The sequence below is a fragment of the Reyranella sp. GW821-FHT12G01 genome (genome assembly GCF_058806575.1).
Genome location: NZ_JBXAPV010000001.1, coordinates 2,039,299 through 2,057,184, shown reverse-complemented (window position 1 = coordinate 2,057,184; position 17,886 = coordinate 2,039,299). Strand labels below are relative to the sequence as shown.

15 protein-coding genes are annotated in these 17,886 nt (G+C 65.6%); 11 read left to right on the top strand and 4 right to left on the bottom strand.

The window, feature by feature from the left end:
* The first annotated feature begins 8 nt into the window (after positions 1–8).
* The gene (locus AC1RP5_RS09880) at positions 9–1,019 is read left to right on the top strand and encodes a lysylphosphatidylglycerol synthase transmembrane domain-containing protein (RefSeq protein ID WP_493110467.1); all 1,011 of its coding nucleotides are present in this window, start codon (positions 9–11) and stop codon (positions 1,017–1,019) included.
* The gene (locus AC1RP5_RS09875; protein WP_493110466.1) at positions 1,019–2,632 is read left to right on the top strand and encodes a hypothetical protein; all 1,614 of its coding nucleotides are present in this window, start codon (positions 1,019–1,021) and stop codon (positions 2,630–2,632) included. Before AC1RP5_RS09880 ends, AC1RP5_RS09875 begins: the two co-directional genes overlap by 1 nt.
* Before the next feature lie 10 nt (positions 2,633–2,642).
* Here AC1RP5_RS09875 and AC1RP5_RS09870 read toward each other — a convergent pair whose 3' ends face one another.
* Together AC1RP5_RS09870 and AC1RP5_RS09865 are read right to left on the bottom strand one after the other, a co-directional pair.
* Positions 2,643–3,287 carry an aquaporin gene (locus AC1RP5_RS09870; RefSeq protein WP_493110465.1) on the bottom strand — a complete coding sequence of 215 codons (645 nt, stop codon included), beginning with the start codon at positions 3,285–3,287 and terminating at the stop codon, positions 2,643–2,645.
* Positions 3,287–3,799 (bottom strand): arsenate reductase ArsC, encoded by a 513-nt coding sequence (locus AC1RP5_RS09865; RefSeq protein WP_493110464.1) that lies wholly within the window; start codon positions 3,797–3,799, stop codon positions 3,287–3,289. The genes AC1RP5_RS09870 and AC1RP5_RS09865 overlap by 1 nt, the downstream gene beginning before the upstream one ends.
* Positions 3,800–3,898: 99 nt before the next feature.
* Here AC1RP5_RS09865 and AC1RP5_RS09860 point away from each other — a divergent pair, with 99 nt between their 5' ends.
* Genes AC1RP5_RS09860 through AC1RP5_RS09850 form a run of 3 tightly spaced genes read left to right on the top strand, consistent with a single transcriptional unit; the run spans position 3,899 to position 6,802 of the window.
* Complete coding sequence (locus AC1RP5_RS09860; RefSeq protein ID WP_493110463.1) at positions 3,899–4,225, top strand: ArsR/SmtB family transcription factor; 327 nt, start codon at positions 3,899–3,901, stop codon at positions 4,223–4,225.
* 14 nt (positions 4,226–4,239) lie between these two features.
* Positions 4,240–5,568 (top strand): FAD-dependent oxidoreductase, encoded by a 1,329-nt coding sequence (locus AC1RP5_RS09855; RefSeq protein WP_493110462.1) that lies wholly within the window; start codon positions 4,240–4,242, stop codon positions 5,566–5,568.
* A 4-nt stretch (positions 5,569–5,572) separates the two neighbouring features.
* Entirely contained in the window at positions 5,573–6,802 is a 1,230-nt protein-coding gene (locus AC1RP5_RS09850) for an MFS transporter (protein WP_493110461.1), read from the top strand.
* 54 nt (positions 6,803–6,856) lie between these two features.
* Here the strand turns inward: AC1RP5_RS09850 and AC1RP5_RS09845 are convergent, their stop codons facing one another.
* Positions 6,857–7,315, bottom strand: a complete 459-nt coding sequence (locus AC1RP5_RS09845) for an Lrp/AsnC family transcriptional regulator (protein ID WP_493110460.1) — start codon at positions 7,313–7,315, stop codon at positions 6,857–6,859.
* Positions 7,316–7,428: 113 nt separating this feature from the next.
* Here AC1RP5_RS09845 and AC1RP5_RS09840 point away from each other — a divergent pair, with 113 nt between their 5' ends.
* The 3 genes from AC1RP5_RS09840 to AC1RP5_RS09830 all read left to right on the top strand — a co-directional run bounded on the left by AC1RP5_RS09840 (position 7,429) and on the right by AC1RP5_RS09830 (position 14,250).
* Positions 7,429–8,052 carry a LysE family translocator gene (locus AC1RP5_RS09840; RefSeq protein ID WP_493110459.1) on the top strand — a complete coding sequence of 208 codons (624 nt, stop codon included), beginning with the start codon at positions 7,429–7,431 and terminating at the stop codon, positions 8,050–8,052.
* A gap of 143 nt (positions 8,053–8,195) precedes the next feature.
* The gene (locus AC1RP5_RS09835) at positions 8,196–11,156 is read left to right on the top strand and encodes a DUF4114 domain-containing protein (protein ID WP_493110458.1); all 2,961 of its coding nucleotides are present in this window, start codon (positions 8,196–8,198) and stop codon (positions 11,154–11,156) included.
* A 139-nt stretch (positions 11,157–11,295) separates the two neighbouring features.
* On the top strand, positions 11,296–14,250 hold the full coding sequence (locus tag AC1RP5_RS09830; protein WP_493110457.1) for a DUF4114 domain-containing protein: 2,955 nt from the start codon (positions 11,296–11,298) through the stop codon (positions 14,248–14,250).
* An 18-nt stretch (positions 14,251–14,268) separates the two neighbouring features.
* Here AC1RP5_RS09830 and AC1RP5_RS09825 read toward each other — a convergent pair whose 3' ends face one another.
* Complete coding sequence (locus AC1RP5_RS09825; RefSeq protein WP_493110456.1) at positions 14,269–14,520, bottom strand: hypothetical protein; 252 nt, start codon at positions 14,518–14,520, stop codon at positions 14,269–14,271.
* A 304-nt stretch (positions 14,521–14,824) separates the two neighbouring features.
* On the opposite strand from AC1RP5_RS09825, the gene AC1RP5_RS09820 reads away from it, so the two are divergent.
* From AC1RP5_RS09820 to AC1RP5_RS09810, 3 genes are all read left to right on the top strand, one after another.
* Positions 14,825–15,820 (top strand): hypothetical protein, encoded by a 996-nt coding sequence (locus tag AC1RP5_RS09820; protein ID WP_493110455.1) that lies wholly within the window; start codon positions 14,825–14,827, stop codon positions 15,818–15,820.
* A 103-nt stretch (positions 15,821–15,923) separates the two neighbouring features.
* A complete protein-coding gene (locus AC1RP5_RS09815; RefSeq protein ID WP_493110454.1) occupies positions 15,924–16,700 on the top strand; it encodes a TSUP family transporter in 777 nt (258 codons plus the stop codon).
* An 84-nt stretch (positions 16,701–16,784) separates the two neighbouring features.
* Complete coding sequence (locus tag AC1RP5_RS09810; protein WP_493110453.1) at positions 16,785–17,762, top strand: HNH endonuclease; 978 nt, start codon at positions 16,785–16,787, stop codon at positions 17,760–17,762.
* The last annotated feature ends 124 nt before the right edge of the window (positions 17,763–17,886 follow it).

Sequence of the window (17,886 nt, the reverse complement as noted above, 5' to 3'; positions counted from 1 at the left end):
CCGCCGGCATGCGCACCCTCTCCAAGCCGGCCCTCGCCGCGATCGGATTGTCCGTCGGAGCCTTCTGCCTGTGGCTCGCACTGCGCAAGGTCGACTGGGCGCAGGCGGGCGACATCGTGGGCACCGCCGACGCCGCGTGGATCGTGGCGGGCGTCGCGCTGCAGGGCGCGAACCTCGGCTTACGTACTGTGCGCTGGCGCGGCATTCTCACCTTTCGCTGGAACGTGTCCTTTCGCCCGGTGCTCGAAGCGATGCTGGCGGGCTATGCGATGAACGGCGCGCTGCCGGCGCGGCTCGGCGAACTGTTCCGCGCCGACTACTTCGGCCGCCGCACCGGCATCGCCATGTCGGGCGTGCTGGCGTCGATCTTCGTCGAGCGGCTGCTCGACCTCGCAGCGGCGGTGTGCCTGCTGGCGCTGGGCCTAGCACTTGCCGGCAGCGAATCGAGCGGCGTGCGCGACGTGGCGCTGCTGGGCGGTGCGATCGCGGCTATCGTGGCGCTCGGCCTGTGGTTCGTGTCGACCTACCTCGCCAACGGCAACGCCGAGGCCTGGCTGGCGCGGCTGATCGCCTGGCTGCCGCGCCGCGATGCCATCGTGCGCGCGGTCGGACCGCGCCTCGAACAGTTCGCGCAGGCCGCCCAAGTGATCGGCTCGAAGAACTTCGTCGTGGCGGCGCTGCTCACGGTGCCGATCTGGGCGATCGAGGCGACGGCGCTGTGGTCGGTGTGCCGTTCCGTGCACATCGAACTCGGGCCGATCGACACCGCCTTCCTGATGGGCGGTGCGGCGCTCGCCACCTTGCTGCCGACGGCGCCGGGCTTCCTCGGCAGCTATCAATATGCCTTCGTGCTGCTGCTGGGCGGTTTCGGCATCGGCGCCACGCAGGCGGTGATCGCCGCGACCACGGCGCAGCTCTTCCTGATCGGGACCTACGTCCTGCTCGGCTTCATTGTGCTCGGCGTCGCGACGGCGCTCCGGGCACGGCTTTCGGCCCGCACTCCGGGGATTAACTCCTGATGACCCGCCTGTTCAGCCCCTTCTCGCCCCGCAACGCGCTGGCGTTCATCCTGATCGTCTGGGCCGTCGCGGTCGCCACCGGCATCAAGCAGCGCTGGTCCTATATCGGCACCATGACCGAGGGCCATCACCAGTGGCTGATGGCCGAGGAGACCAAGTTCGTCGAATACTGGGAGCGCAACGGCATCTGGGCCGAGCGCATGCTGACGCTCGAAAGCCCCAAGTCGATCGAAGCGCAGACGCTGCACGAGCGCATCATCTACACCTCGTTCCTGCCCGGCTGCACGCTGCAGCTCTACCTCGCGCACCAGCTCTTCCGCGACCTGCCGATCCCCACCCTGATCTCCTTCTACGGCATCGCGCAGCAGGCGCTGATGGCGCTGATCCTGGGATTGCTGGTGTGGCGCATGATGGAGCCGCGCGACCGCGGCGGCCTCGGCCTGTTCTTCGTGAGCAGCGCAATGCTCACCTACCTCTTCCATCCCGCGCCGTATTATTTCCATCCGATGGTCCATATGGGCCAGATCTCGGTGCTGCTGCCCTATGTCGTGGCGCTGTGCCTGGAATACTCGCTGCGCAGGAACGGCAATCCGAACCTGCACTGGTGGCTGGCGCTGACCACAGGATGGATGGCGGCCAACCACTGGCTGTTCATCCCCTTCTGCGTGATGCTCTGCATCTTCCGCGTCGTCAGCCCGCTCCCCGGCCAATACGATCGTGGCGTACTGCGCGGCCTTTTCCGCACCGGCCTGATGATCTGGACGCTGCCTGCGATCATCGTGCTGGCCTATGCCTGGAACCTCTACGAGGTCGGCATGCTGCAGGAGCTGTTCTCCCGCTTCATGATCCGCATCGGCCATTCCAACGGCGAGCCCGCGAACCCGGCCCGCGTATGGGAGCAGTTCTTCGTCTATACGCTGGGCAACAGCGGCTGGTGGCTGCTGGCCGGCGGAATCGTGTCGCTGGCGTTCCTCGCGCGCGACAAGCGCGACCCGGTGGCGGTCGTGAGCTGCGTGTCGCTGCTGACCGGCCTCCTTTATGTCGTGCTGCTGCCCAACGACGTGGTGGCGCATGACTTCCTGCAGCTCATCTTCTTCGTGCCGCTCTCGTTCGTCGCCTTCGGCATCGCGCCCTATCGCGCGATCTGGCGGCTGCACGGCGCGCCGAGGCTCGCCAGCTTCTCGCTGATGGCGTTCCTGTGGGCCTTCTACCTGGTGCATTTCCGCACCGACTGGCCGGCCTGGTACCAGGACCGTCCGCCGGCGACGCAGAAGCTCGCGGAGTGGCTGCGCGCCAACGCGACCTACGAGGACGTCTACCTGACCGACGATGCCGCGCTCGAGATCGCCGACAACCCGCCGGTGCCGGTGGCGATCTCCTACAAGCGCGTCTGGCTGCAGCCGACGGTGGCGGCGCTGAAAGCCTTCGAAGCGAAGCTGCCCGCGGCCGCGAAGCTGCACTTCATCTCGAAGACCGACTACGCCGCCTGCTTCGATCCCGCCGCGTCCTCGACCCTGCCCGACGGCAGCCACCTATATAAGGTGACCGGCCGCTTCACCCCGGCGCAACTCGATTGCCTCACCGAGCGCTGGCCGAAGGCGGCGGCGAAGTAGACACAGGCACTCAGTCCCGCATCAGCGCTGTGACCGCGATCGCCAGCACCGTGCCCACGACCTGCGCCACGATGAAGGCCGGGGCATCGGCCGGAGCGATGCCGGCAAAGCTGTTCGAGAGCGAGCGCGCGAGCGTGACGGCAGGATTGGCGAACGACGTCGAGGCCGTGAACCAGTAAGCGCCCACGATATAGACGGCGATGGCGGCAGGAAGCGACGCCACCTGGCGGCGTACGCCCAGCAGGATCAAGGTGAGCAAGCCAAAGGTCGCCACGGCTTCCGAGACCCATTGCCCGATCCCCGCGCGAGGCTTCATCGAAACCTGCAGGATCGGCAGATCGAACATCAGGTGCGCGAGCCAGACACCGAGGATCGCGCCCACGACCTGGATCGCGATGAAAGGCGCGACGCGGTCGCGCGGACTTTTGCCGTCGAAGGCCAGCGCCAGCGTAACCACTGGATTGAAGTGTGCGCCCGATACGGGTCCGAACATGACGATCAGGGCAAACAGCACGCCACCGGTCGCAATGGCGTTGGCCAGCAGTTCCAGGCCGACATTCCCGCCACACAGGCGCTCGGCCATGATGCCCGAGCCGACGACACCCGCGAGCAACAGCGCCGTGCCGATCCCTTCCGCCAGAAGTGCGGAGCGCATCAGGCCGCCGCCGCGGACGGCGTATGCCCGATGGCGTTGAGACGGTTCTGCAAGGTCATCCGGTCGAGGCTCGTCAGTGGCAGGCTGAGGAAAACGCGGATGCGATTCTCAAGCGCGGCATAGGCCTGCCGGAATGCGGCACGCTTCTCGACCTCGCTGCCCTCGACGGCAGCCGGATCGGGAATACCCCAATGCGCCGTCATGGGTTGGCCGAGCCAGACCGGACAGGCTTCGCCGGCCGCGCTGTCGCAGACGGTGAAGATGAAATCCATCGTCGGCGCGCCGGCCACCGCGTAGAGGTCCCAACTCTTGGAGAACAGGCCGTCGGTCGGATGGCCAAGGCTCTCCAGGAGATCGAGCGTGTAGGGATGCACCTGCCCTTTCGGCTGGCTGCCGGCGCTGTAACCCTTGAAACGCCCCTCACCCAATCTGTTCACGATGGCCTCGCCCAGCACGCTGCGGGCGGAATTGCCGGTGCAAAGGAACAGAACATTGTAGGTGCGATGGGTCATGGCATGGGCTCCGGTCTGCTGAACCGTTCCATAGACCAATCATTTCTATATTTCTAGAAATATAGTTGACTCTCCGCCGACCGGTATTACGTTGCAGGCATGAAAATCGACGACGCCGCCGCCCATCTCGAAGCGTTGGGCAACCCGACCCGCTTGAAGATCTACCGCGCGCTGATCCGGGCGGGCGATCAGGGAATGCCGGTGGGGCGCCTGCAGGCCAAACTCGACGTGGCGGGTTCCACCCTGACCCATCACCTGAAGACGCTGATGGGCGTCGGGCTGATTTCGCAGAAGCGTAGCGGCGCGACGCTCGTCTGCCACGCCAACTACGACCTGATGCGCAATCTCGTCGGCTTCCTGGTCGACGAATGCTGCGTCGAGAGCCAGGGCTCCTGCGGCCCGAGCGCGCTCAACAAGGTCGCGTGAAACAGGAAACGGACATGCCCGATTCGCTCACGAAGCCGAAGACCGTCGCCGTGATCGGCGCAGGCCCTGTCGGGCTCGCGGCCGCTGCTCACCTGCTCGAACGCGGGTTGGAACCGGTCGTGATCGAGGCCGGCCCGGCGGTCGGCCATGCCGTGCGTCAGTGGGGCCACGTGCAGACCTTCTCGCCGTGGGAATTCAACATCGACAAGGCCGCCGACCGTCTGCTGACGGCAACCGGATGGAACGGGCCGCAGCCCGACCAGTATCCGACAGGGGCCGAACTGGTGGAGCAGTATCTCGAGCCGCTGGCGACCCGCACCGCGCTCAAGGACCGTATCCGCACGAGCAGTCGCGTGACCGCCATCGGGCGTGTGGGCTTCGACAAGGTGAAGACGAAGGGCCGGGAAGCAGCACCATTCGAAATCCGCTTCGACAACGGCACGGGCGCGGAGCGATTGACGGCCGATGCCGTCATCGACGCGAGCGGCACGTGGCTCGCCCCCAATCCGGCGGGAGCCAACGGCCTCGACGCGATCGGCGAGAGCGACGCTCGCGGTCGCATTGCCTACGGCATGCCCGACGTTCTGGGGCGCGATCGCGCCCGCTACGCCGGTCGCGAGGTTGCCGTCCTCGGCGGCGGTCATTCGGCCGTCGGCACGTTGATCGATCTGGCGCGCCTCAAGGACCAGGTGCCAACCACCGGGATCGTATGGCTGCTGCGCGCCGACGATCCCGCCAGATCGTTCGGTGGCGGGGCGGCCGATCAACTCAAGGTCCGGGGCGCATTGGGATCGGCGCTCGCGGCGCTCGTCGCCAGCGGTGCGATTCGGACCGAAACAGGGTTTCGTGTGGGGCATATCGGCCACGAAGGCGACCTGGTGCACATCGCCACGAGCGGTGCGTGCTGCGCGCGCAGCGTGACCGTGCAGGAACTGGTCGTCGCGACCGGCTTCCGGCCCGAGCTCGATTTCCTGCGCGAGCTGCGGCTGTCGCTCGACCCGGCACTGGAATGTCCGCCGATCCTCGCGCCGCTGATCGATCCCAACGAGCATAGCTGCGGCTCCGTGCGTCCGCACGGCGCGCGCGAGCTGGCGCAGCCCGAGGCCGGCTTCTACTTCGCCGGCATGAAGTCCTACGGCCGCGCGCCGACCTTCCTGATGATGACCGGCTACGAACAGGTCCGGTCCATCGCGGCCGAAATCGCGGGCGACCACGAGGCCGCCGGCAGGGTCGAGCTGGTGTTGCCGGAAACCGGCGTCTGCAACGGTCCTTCCTCGACACCCAAATCGAAAGCCGGCGCCACCGGTTGCTGCCCCGCCCCGACAGCCTGCTGCGGTGACTGACCGAGTGTCCGGCGCAATCTCAGGACCCCGCCTCGTCGCGATCGTCTGCGCGGCGCAGATCTTCGTGCAGATCGGTGCGGGCTTCTGGCCTGCCTTGCTGCCGCAGATGATGCAGCGCTGGAGCCTGACGAACAGCGAGGCGGGCTGGATCACGGCGATCTTCTTCGGCGCCTACATGATGGCGGTGCCGGTGCTGGTCACGCTCACCGACCGGATCGACGGCAAGAAGGTCTATCTGTTCGGCGTCGCCTGCACGGTCGCCGGCCACCTGATGTTCGGCCTGTTCGCCGATGGCTTCTGGTCGGCCTTCGCCACGCGCGCCCTGGCTGGAATCGGCTGGGCCGGAACCTACATGACCGGCCTGAAGCTGCTGGCCGACCAGGTCGACGCCAGGCTCATGTCGCGCGCCGTGACCGGCCATGCCGCCAGCATCGGAATCTCCGGCGCCGTCTCCTTCCTGCTGGGCGACGTGCTGGCCGATCAGTTCGGCTGGCGCTGGACCTTCGCCTTCGCGGCCGTCACCGCGGCCATCGCGTGGACGATGGTGGCGCTGTCGGTGCCGCCGAAAACGCCGGCGCCACGGCAGCCCAGACACGGTGCCCTGTTCGACTTCCGGCCGGTCCTCCGCAACACCTCTTCCTTCGCCTATTCGGTCGTCTATTGCGTGCACACCCTGGAAATGAGCGCGCTGCGCGGTTGGGGCGTGGCCTTCCTTGCCTTCGTCGCCGGCAGCACGGGTGTCACGGAGGGCACGCTGTCGCCTGCGTTCGTCGTCACGGTGATGGCGCTGCTGGGCACGCTCGCCAGCGTGCTGGGCAACGAGGCGTCGATCCGCCTCGGTCGCCGCCGCCTCGTCGCAACGGCGATGATCCTGTCGATCGGCTTCGCCGCGATCGTGGGCTTCGCCGGCTCGACGAGCTACTGGCTCGCGGTGTTCCTGGTGATCGCCTATGGCGTCGTCGTGTGGCTCGATTCGTCGTCTGTCACGGCGGGTGCGGCCGGCAACGCCGAGCCCGCGCGGCGCGGCGCCACGCTCGCGGTGCACTCGACCCTTGGCTACGCGGGCGGTTTCATCGGCCCGCTGGTCGTCGGCTGGACACTCGATCTCGCGGGCGGCATGTCGCCGATGGCCTGGGGCCTGGCATTCCTCGCCGTGGGCGTGCTGATGCTGCTGGCACTCGCTGTATTTCTGGCGCTGAGGCCGGCCAATCTCGCGGGCGAGCACGGTCGCTAGCAGAGCTTTTAAGATGGACGGCAGGGCCGTGGACCGGCCGGCAAAATCGCCGCTCTACTGGAGCGGCGGCAGGCGGTTCCGGATCGGGACGGACTTCACGATCGACGTGTTCGTTTCGGCGCGCTGGTGGAAAGCATCGAGCAGCGGGTCCAGCTCGTCGATCGACTTCAGGATGATGCGGGCGATGAAGCAATCCTCTCCCGTCACCTTGTCGCACGAGATGAAGCGCTTCTCTTTCTCGATCATCTGCTGGACTTGATGGAGCTGTCCGGGCCTCGGCTTCAGGCGGACGATCGCCTCGAGCGTGTAACCCAGCATCTTTAAGTCGAGATCGACCGTGAACCGGCGGATCACGCCGCGCGCTTCCAGCTTTTGGACGCGCTCGGACGTGCTCGGCCCGGAAAGGTCGATGGCATGCGCCAGCTCCTTCAGCGGCGCGCGCGCATTCTCGGCCAGCGCCGCCAGCAACCGCGCATCGGTGTCGTCGAGGTCTTCGGGATCGATCTTAGGCATTGTCGAGTTTTCGCCTTGAATCGAACGGCATTCAACCGCCTTGCCCTGCGTCAATGCGGGGACTTCGTCGTTAGCCCCTTGATAGCTTGCGCCCCCGACACATCGAGGGATGCATGGAAATCGACATCTGGACGGCGGGGCTGTTCACCCTTGCGGCGATCATGCTGCTCGGCTCACCCGGCCCCGCCATCGCCGCGCTGATCGCGATCGGCAAGGATCGCGGCTTTGCCGGCAGCCTGCGCTTCTTCTGGGGACTGCAGTTGGGCCTCGCCTTCGGCGCGGCCGTGAGCGCCGCCGGGTTGACCTCCGTGCTGCTGGCGATTCCGTTTGCGACCACCGCCATGACCGTGGCGGCCACGATCTATCTGGTGTGGCTTGCCTACACGATCGCCACCGCGCCGCTGACCGGCGGACCGGACCAGGGCACGCGCGCCATCGCGTCAGGTGCCGGCGCGTCGGGCGCCGGCCCCGGCTTCCTGCTCGGCGCCACGAACCCGAAGGCCTACCTCGCCTTCATGTCGCTGATGGCTTCCCATGCCGTTGCACCAAAACATCCCGCGGTCGACGCGAGCCTGAAGTGGCTCCTGTGCGTGGCCGTGATGATCGCGGTCGATCTGGTCTGGCTGTGGCTGGGCGCCGTGCTCGGCATGGCGCGGCTGACGGCACGCGCGGAGCGCGTCATGAACATCACCATGGGAGCGACGATCCTGCTCACCGCGGGCCTCGCCTTCCTGTAATCCACCCGATCATCGTTCGAAGCGTGACGGTCTTTTGAATATTTTCCACGGCGACTGACGCGGGCGCTTGGCAAGATCGTCATGATTTCGGCATTATAAATGCAGTAACAATTCACTGCCGCTCTACTACCGAAAGCCCGCTCATGACGACCTACGCGCAGATCACCAATTCGACCTTCCTCGAATATGCGGGCTACGGCATCGCCGACCAGAACCAGACGGTCGCGGAAGCCTATCAGATGACGGACGGTGCGGCGTTCCCCAACGGCAGCTCCTACGGCATCAACGTCGCGATCGTGCTGGAGCGCGCCAACGACCCGACCGCGCTGCTGGCTTCGAACTGGGCGACACGGCAGGCAGCACTCGCCGACCAGACCACGATCTGGTCGACCTACGGCACCGCGACCGACACGTACAACGCCGCACTCACGTTTGTGCAGAACACGCTGAACCTCACGGTTCTGGACAGCTCCAACAGCAACTACATCAGCACCGCCGCGTCGCAAACGATCTGGGTCGAGATCAACACGCAGACCGAATGGCAGGCCCTGTTCGGCACCAACAGCACGCTGATGTATTCGCCGACCGGCGGCGAGCAGGGCGAGGTCTGGTACTGGGAGGGTTCGCTCGAGGCGCCCACCGAACTCGGCATCGCGGGCCTGTGGTTCGATCAGGGGACGTCACCTGCGCCGACCAACATGGCGCCCGGCGTCACGCATGCCATTCCCGAGGGCTGGCAGAGCCAGGGCAATGCGGCCGAGGTGGCCAACGTCGCGCCGCAGAACGTCGCCACGCTCTACAACTATCCGCTGAACGGCGCGAACTACCAGACCGGCACGATCGGCATCATCGAGCCGCGCAACGGCAGCTACATCTCCGATAGCGATCCCTCGGGCTCTGCGTTCCAGGAACGGCTGCAGGAGTACCTGACCAATGTCGGCACCGCCGGCACGGGCACGGTGTTCGTGCAGGGCGCCAACGGCCAGACCGAGAATTCCGGCGAACGCTCGCTCGACGTCGGCATCGTTGCGGCGGTCAACCCCAACAGCAACATCGCGCTCTATGTCGGCTCGGGCGATACCGTGGCGCTGGGCAACGCCAATTCGTCGGTCTACACCGCGATCCAGAGTTCGATCTTCGGCACCGCCACGACCTATGACGGCAGCCAGAGCACCGGCCCCGCGCCGGTCACCAGCAGCTCGTGGAGCGACTTCCAGCGCATCTCGCCGAACTCACCGTTCTACTACGCCTACCTGCAGCTCTACGTCGATGCCGCGCTGATGAACCAGACGACGCTGATCGCCAACGGCGACGGCGGCTCGGGCGGCGAGACCGGCAACGGCGTGACGAACGTCAACAACAACGCCACCAGCCCCTACAACATCCTGGTCGGCGGGACCTCGCTCTCGACCGTCGACACGGCCTTCCAGGACGACACGCTGAACGGCGTCAATCCGAACTTCACGGCGATCTACAACCTCGCCATCGCGCAGGATCCCGGCACGCTCTGGCAGCTCATGAGCGGCGGCCTCAGCCACATGCCGACGGCCTTCTCCAGCAACTGGCTGGTCGAGGTGGCGTGGAACGAATACCAGACCACCAGCAGCCAGACCTTCGTCGGCGGCAATGGCGAGGACGGCGACTCCTACGCTGCCAACAACACCAGCGCCGGCGGCGTCGATCTCTCGCAGGGCACGCCGGGCTACCAGACCGATTTCGGCCTGGGCACCGCCGCCTACAGCAACCTCGGCCTGACCGGACGCGGCGTGCCCGATGTCGCGGCCCCCGCCGGCGGCAACCTGTTCTACGCCACGCCCAACGAATACATGGAGGACCTGGTGGGCGAAGGCGGCACCAGCGCCGCGACGCCGTTCTGGGCGGGACTGATCACGCAGTTCAATTACATCTTCAACGACCAGGGCCTGCCCAACCTGGGCTACATGACCGACCTCCTGTACCTCGCGGCGGTCATCGCGCCGGGATCGTTCAACGACGTGACGATCGGCAACAACATCTCGAGCTACTCGCTCGACGGCGCCGACTATGGCGGCATCAACCCGACGGGCTATGGCTACAACACGCAGGCGGGCTACGACCTGGTCACCGGCCTCGGCTCGCCCAATGGCGTGCTGCTCGGACGGGCGCTGACCGAGATCGCGCACTCTCAGGTCTATTTCCAGAACTCCACCTACGGCACCGCCGTTGCCGACGTGATCGATGCCAACGGCGCCGGTGGCTGGACCAGCGGCGCCGCGCAGACCCTGCTGGTGCAGACCACCGCCTCGAACGACGCGACCGCCGTGCTTCACACCGGCACGGACACGACCGATGCCAGCAGCGCCGCGCATGCGACCTACGCCTGGACCAGCCAGCTCGCGCAGCAGTCGCTGCAGAACAACGCCACCTTCGACGGTTCCCTGCTGGCGCTGTTCGACGGCCAGACCCAGGGCTCGCTGACCCAGGCCATCGTCGCCGACGGCGACACGGTGTCGGTCCAGTTCAACGGCAATACGACGGTCGCGGCACAGGCGAACCTCAGCGCCGCGTTCGGCTTCGCCGACTTCTTCTCCGACTCGGCCAACTCGGTGCGCATCGCGCAGTCGGTCGCCGTCGCCGAGACCGCCAACCACGCCGACGACGTCAACGTCGTGGTGCGCATGCGCCAGGTCGCGGGCGCCGATCTCTCGTTGGTCCTCTACAAGGTCGACGACTACAACGGCACGATCAACGGCGTGGCGCCGGGTGAAGCGGGTTACGCCGCATTGGCGTCCGCAGCCGCCTACAATCAGGCCGGAGGTGGCGGCTCGGTGATCGCCGGGCCGGGCAACGGCAACTACAACCAGGTCCAGATCGCCGGCGTCGACGCGGGTGACCTGATCGCCATGCAGCTCACCAACATCACCAACGGCGACACGTTCTGGGCGTTCAGCCAGGCTAACGAAGTCGTGAACGGCGAGCATATCGCGCACCTGTGGAACTACGGTTCCAACACCTGGGGCTGGGAAGATCTGGCGGGCGGCGGCGACCGCGACTTCAACGATCTCGTCGTCCAGCTCGACTTCACCAGCACCGCCGGACACGACCTATTGGTCGGGACCGCCTAACCGCACGTTGTGCGCTGACCCAATTTGGTGAGTGTCCGTATTGCCGCGCTCAATGGTCTGCTCGTAGCTTTTCCCCGCTCGGGAAAACCGCAGCCTGTTGCCCAAGACGCTTCCTGCTCATCCACCACAAAGCGCGGCCATGACGACCTACACTCCGATCACGAACTCGAGCTTCCTGGATTTTTCCGGCTACAACATCAACGACACGGCAGCCACCGCCGGCTCTGCCTATGGAGTCCAGAATACGGGCGCATTTCCCAACAACGCCCCCGCCGGCATCAATGTCGCGATCGTGCTCGAACGCGCCAACGATCCGACCGCGTTGCTCGCGGGCGACTGGGGCACCCGGCAGTCGACGCTCGACACCCTGAACGCCAACAACTCGCTGTGGACGACCTACGGCACCGACCTCGCCACGTACAACGCGGCGCAGGACTTTCTGACGACCACGCTCGGCCTCACCGTGCTCGACAGCAGCAACAGCAACTATGTCAGCACGCCGGAATCGCGCACGATCTGGGTCGAGATCAACACCCAGACCGACTGGCAGGCGCTGTTCGGCCCTGACAGCACGCTGATGTACGCGCCCACGACCTCGAGGGGCTACCAGCTCTGGTACTGGGAAGGCCAGCTCTCGGCGCCCAGCGAGCTCACGATCGCGGGCCTGTGGATCGACGAGGGCGCGAACCCCGGCGGCATCAACAGGGCCGGCGACACCACGGCGACACTGGTGGTCGGGCCGCAGAGCGCCGGCAATTCGGGGCCTTCGCCGAACGTCGCCCCGCAGGACGTCGCCACGTCCTACAACTTCCCGCTCAACGGTTCGGCCTACCAGACCGGGATGATCGGACTGATCGAACCAAAAGCGGGAAGCTACGTCTCCAGCACCGACCCGGGCGGCTCCACGTTCCAGAGCCTGCTGACGCAGTACCTCACCACGGTCGGCACCGCCGGCAGCGGCGGCGTCTTCGTTCAGGGCGCCAATGGCCAGGACGAGGCTTCGGGCGAACGCTCGCTCGACGTCGGCGTCGTCTCCGCGATCAACCCGAACAGCGATATCGCGCTCTACACAGGCTCCGGCAGCAGCGCCGCCAACGCCAACTCCCATTCGACCGTCTTCACCACCTTCCAGGCCGCGATCTGGGCCAGCGCCACCAACTACGCGGGCACCGAAACGGTACGCCAGGCACCGGTCGTCTCGAGCTCGGACACCGACATTCAGGGCATATCGCCGACCTCGCCCTTCTACCAGGCGTACATGCAGCTCTACATCGACGCCGCGCTGATGAACCAGACGGTGCTGGTCGCGAACGGCGACGGCGGGTCGGGCGCCGAGACCTCCACCGGCGTACCGAACGTCGTCAACAACGTCACCAGCCCCTACAACATCCTGGTCGGCGGCACGTCGATCTCGAACTTCAGCCAGGCCTCTCAGGACGAGACGCTGAACGGCACCAACACGAACTATCCCGCGATCTACACGCAGGCGATGGCGGGCAATCAGAGCACGATCTGGAGCCTGATCGCCGGCGGCCTCTCGCACATGCCGGGCACCGCCGCCGCCACCGACTGGTTCATCGAGACGGTGTGGAACGACTACAGGACCACCGACGACAACCAGTTCGAGGACAATCACTCCTACCTCGACAACAACGCCAGCGCCGGCGGCATCGACACGGCGCAAGGCACGCCCGACTACCAGGTCGCCTTCGGCCTGACCTCGTCCGCCTACAGCAGCCTGAACGTGACCGGACGGGCCCTGCCCGACGTCTCCGCGAATGCCGGCGGCAACCTGTTTTACCTCGTGCCCCAATCCGACATGTCCGGCACGGCCGGCGTAGGCGGCACCAGCGCGGCGACGCCGCTCTGGGCGAGCCTGATCACGCAGATCAACTACATCCTTCACGACCAGGGGCTGAGCAGCAACCTCGGCTACATGACCGACCTTCTCTACATGGCGGCGGTCATCGCGCCGGCCTCGTTCAACGACGTGCAGGTCGGCAACAACATCTCCAGCTTCAACTACCGGGGCAACCCGGACTACGACTACATGAACCCGACCGGCGAGGGCTATCAGGCGGGCGTGGGCTTCGACCTGGCGACCGGCCTCGGCTCGCCCGACGGCCTGTTCCTCGCGCGGACGATCACCGCGATCGCGCATTCGCAGTACTATTTCCAGAATTCGAACTACGGCACCGCCGTCCCGGACGTGATCGATTCCAACGGCGCCGGTGGCTGGACCAGCGGCACCGCGCAGACCCTGCTGGTGCAGACCACCGCGACCGCCGATGCAACGGTCAGCGTCCTGACCGGAGGCGACTCCACCGACGCCAGCAGCGCCGCGCATGCGGCCTACGCCTGGACCAGCCAGCTCGCGCAGCAGTCGTTGCAGAGCAACACCGACTTCGATCCCGACCTGCTGGCCCTGTTCGATGGCCAGACCCAGGGCTCGCTGACGCAGGCCGTCGTCACCGACGGCGCCAGCGTGTCGGTCCAGTTCAACGGCGGCGCCGCGGTTGCCGCGCAGGCCACGATGAGCGCCGCCTTCGGCTTCGCCGACTTCTATTCCGACAGCGGCAATTCGGTGCGCCTCGCGCAATCGGTCGCGGTGGCCGAAACCGCCAACCATGCCGACGACGCCAACGTCGTCGTGCGCATGCGCCAGGTCGCCGGCGCCGATCTCTCGCTCGTGGTCTACAAGGTCGACGACTACAACGGCACGGTGAACGGCATCGCCCCGGGCGAAGCGGGCTATGCTGCCGCCGTCATGACGGCTGCCTACAGTCAGGAGGGCGGCGGCAAGGTGATCGCCGGCCCCGGCAACGGCAACTTCAACCAGATCGAGATCACCGGCGTCGATGCCGGCGACCTGATCGCCATGCAGCTCACCAACATCACCAACGGCGACACCTTCTCGGCCTTCAGCCAGGCCAACGAGATCGTGGACGGCGAGCGCGTCGCGCATCTGTGGAACTACGGTTCCAACACCTGGGGCTGGGAAGACCTGCGCGGCGGCGGCGATCGCGACTTCAACGACCTCGTGGTGCAGTTCGACTTCACCAGCGCGGCGGGACATGGGTTGCTGGTGAGCTGAGGCGCAACGCCCGAGCCGCTAGCGGCGGACGAGCGCGAAGAGCATCAGCAGCACGAGGCAGGCGCCGGACGTGGCCATCGCCCATCCCGCGGTGAGCAGCAGGCGGCGGACGCGGTAGCGCGCGCGCAACGCCCTGCGGTGCTCCTGACCGGTGGTGCCGATCGGGAAGTTCTCGAGTTCGGGCGGCGCCAGCACGAGCGCCGTGCCGTTGCGCCAGCCGATCAGGCCGCCCAGGACGGCCGCGACGATCAATCCCGCGATGATGATCACGATGCGCCCCGTTCCTGATGCTGGAACCGCGACGCGAGCGCCCGCAGGCCGCTTCTCGACTTCCCCGCCATACGAACTCTACTCCCGCACGCTCACCGACGCCGACGCAGCTTCCCTCTTTGCCGCAGACTGTGCCCCGACGCCCGTCAATGAGTCGTGAACGGGTCGGCGGGCGCGGCGGGATATGCGGCAACGCTGATTGCCGCGCCGATCGGCCGGTCCCTAGACTTTTCGCGGGGAGAGGCGAGAGATCGACCAGTCGATCGACATCGTGCGCTCGTCCCCGGAGAAACCGGAGGACGCCATGAACGACACGCCCAATCTCGTCCTGTATGGCATGAACCGCCTGGGGCCGTACCACATCCTGGAACACGTCGACGTGCTGCGCGCGAGCGGCTTCACCACGATCGTGATGGGCATGCTGCACATCGGCAATCCCGCGGTGAAGTCGACCACGCAGCTGGGCGACATCATCTTCAACGGAGACGAACCGCTCGTGGTCAGGGCGAGCGCCCCGGAGCCCTTCCCGCTCGTCACCGGCGACCAGCGCACGCAATGCATGGCCTGGCCCAGGCAGGTCGCGGCGTTGAAGGGCGGATCGACCACGGTGACCCGGGTCTTCGCCTCGGTCGGCGGCGGCGGCCTGGATGCCAACCGCCAGCCGTTGGTCCGCGATTTCGAGAGCATCAGGACGATCTACGAGACCAACGGCAAGACGTTCACCAACAGCGTGCTGGAAAAGAACTTCAGGACCTTCCGCGCTCTCTTTCCGGCGATCGACGGCATCGACATGGATTGCGAGGAGACCTACGACCTCCCCTCCTTCGTCGCCTTCTGCGAGATGCTGATCGCGATCGGCTTCGAACTGAGCTTCTGCCCCTACACGAACACACCCTTCTGGGTGAAGGCGCTCTTCGCGCTCGAGCAGAAGCACCTGATGCGCCACGTGAAGTGGTGGAACCTGCAATGCTACGATGGCGGCACCGGCAACCAGCCCGCCGACTGGGCGGCCGCGATCGGCAAGGTGTTCGGCCAGCCGCCGGCCAAGGACCTTATCGTGCCCGGTCACGTGGCCCGGTTCTGGGACAATGGCGTCTGGAAGGGCGATTGCCCCGGCCAGATCACGCCGGACTTCGCGGTCTACCCGAAGGACGCCCTCGCCGGCGGCTTCATCTGGGAAATGGACGCCATCATCGACGCCGAGCGCCGGCCGGACGATGGCAAACGCTGCCCCCACGATCCCTCGCCGATCACGCTGGCCGGTTATCTCGGCGCCATGAGGAAAGGGCTCGGGGTGTAGCGACATCGCGGGCGGCTGCCGTGCACAAAGAGACCTTTTCGACGGCACCGTCGTGGGTGCATTGCTGCGGGCGAAATCCTCGTAGCGGCGGAGAGCGGCGGCGTTGCTGGAAGAATTGGCGGCCCATGTCTGGATCCACGCGGCGTTCCTGTCGTTCGTGGCCGTGGCCGTCTATGCGCAGGCGCTCACCGGATTTGCCCTGACACTGATCCTGCTCGGCCTGGTCGGCGTCACCAACCTGGTGCCGCTGCCCGACGCGGTGAACGCCGCCTCGGTCGTCGGCTTCTGCACCGCCTCGACCTTCCTGTGGCGGCACCGCCCGCTCAAGTTCGAGCCGGTGCTGATCCCGACCCTGATCGCCAGCGTGGCTGGCACCTTCGTGGGCGCGCTGATCCTCACCTGGCTCGCCGACGGCGCCTACCAGACGCTGCGCCTCATCCTCGGCGCCTGCATCGTGGCCTGCGCGCTGCTGCTGTGGCGCACCGGCAAGCCGCTGCCCGCCCTCTCCTCGCGCACGACCTTCGCGGCGACCGGCGGCATCTCCGGTCTTCTCGCCGGCATGTTCTCCGCGCCCGGCCCGCCGCTCGTCTATCTTCTCTATCGCCAGCCGATGTCGATGGCGCAGATCCGCGAATCGCTGATGCTGATCTTCGGCCTCGGCAGCGCGCTACGTTTGCTGATCATCGTGCCGACCGGCCAGTTCTCGATGCTGTCATTGCAGCTCGCGATCGAGTCCCTGCCCGTGGTCGTCCTGGTGACCGCCTTCGCCATCCGCCATCCCGCGCCGCTGAAACCGCGCACGTTCAAGATGCTGGTCTGCGTCCTTCTGGTCGCCGCCGGCGCGAGCATGGCCGCAAGTGCGCTGGTGGTGATTCTTTAGGGTTCGACTAGTTGCTCGGCCAAGTGCGTCGACTTCGCTATAGTTCAACATCCAAAAGCGTGCACAAGCGAAGACGGAGTTTCCATGTGGCTTGAGATGTCTCGCGATGCCGTGCATGGCGGCGGTGACTGGTCTTTCAGTCGCTGTCTTTGGTCTCCCACGCGCAAGCGCTCAGGCGGTGGCAGTTGGCCATTTTGGGAGGCACTCAAGAATGTTCGGAGTGGCGATGCAGTCGTTCATCTTCGCGGCAAGGACAAACAAGCGGCATTCGTTGGGTACTCAATTGCCGCTTCGGATGGCTACACCACCGATCAGCGACCACCGAATGCCGGCAGGTGGGACTACTCGAAGCTGTTCTATAAGGTCGACTTAGAGGACTTCACAGAGCTCGAAAAGCCGCTACTTCTTAGCGATGTGTTTCGCGTACATAACGACGCGCTGCGCTCATACTTTCAACGAAACAAGAGCATCCGCCAACGCGATCGCGCTCGCTTGTTCTACGTAATTCAGCGGAAAAAGCTACAGTGCCTCAACGGTGCCTACGTATCGGAGCTCCGCTCGGAACTATCTGAGATCATATTTGGCTATGCTCGCAAATCCAGTCGAGGGTTCTCTGAACAGAGCGCAGTGAGTTTGAAAGTTTCGGAGCAACTACGGCAAATGCGGACTCGCATTGGGCAAAGCGCCTTCTCTCGCCAAGTTCGAAACAACTACAACCATCGTTGCTGCTTCCCCGGCTGCTCAATTTCAGATAGCGCGTTTTTGGTGGGTGCTCATATTGCGCGATGGGTCGATGCAGAGCATTTGCGCGGAGAAACCTCAAACGGTCTATGTTTTTGCCTCTTTCATGACAAAGCTTTTGAGCTGGGCTTATTTACGATAACGAGAGATCTGTGTGTCTCAATAAGTGACGAGAAAACAATGAATAACGAGTGGGCATACAGCAATATTGCCCCATACGCAGGACAGGCAATTTTTGCAGCAACCATTGCACCTTCAATTGAGGCGCTTTCCCTGCATTGGGCGCGGTTCGGATTTACAGAGATCTTTTCTGGAATCTAGCCGTCGAGCTTGTTTGTCTAACGATAGTCAACAACCGTCACCGCGGCTTGCCGAAGAGACAACGCAATCGCGATCTTTGGTTGGCCCCTTCGCCATACTAACCTTGGCACGGGGGCGGGACGAT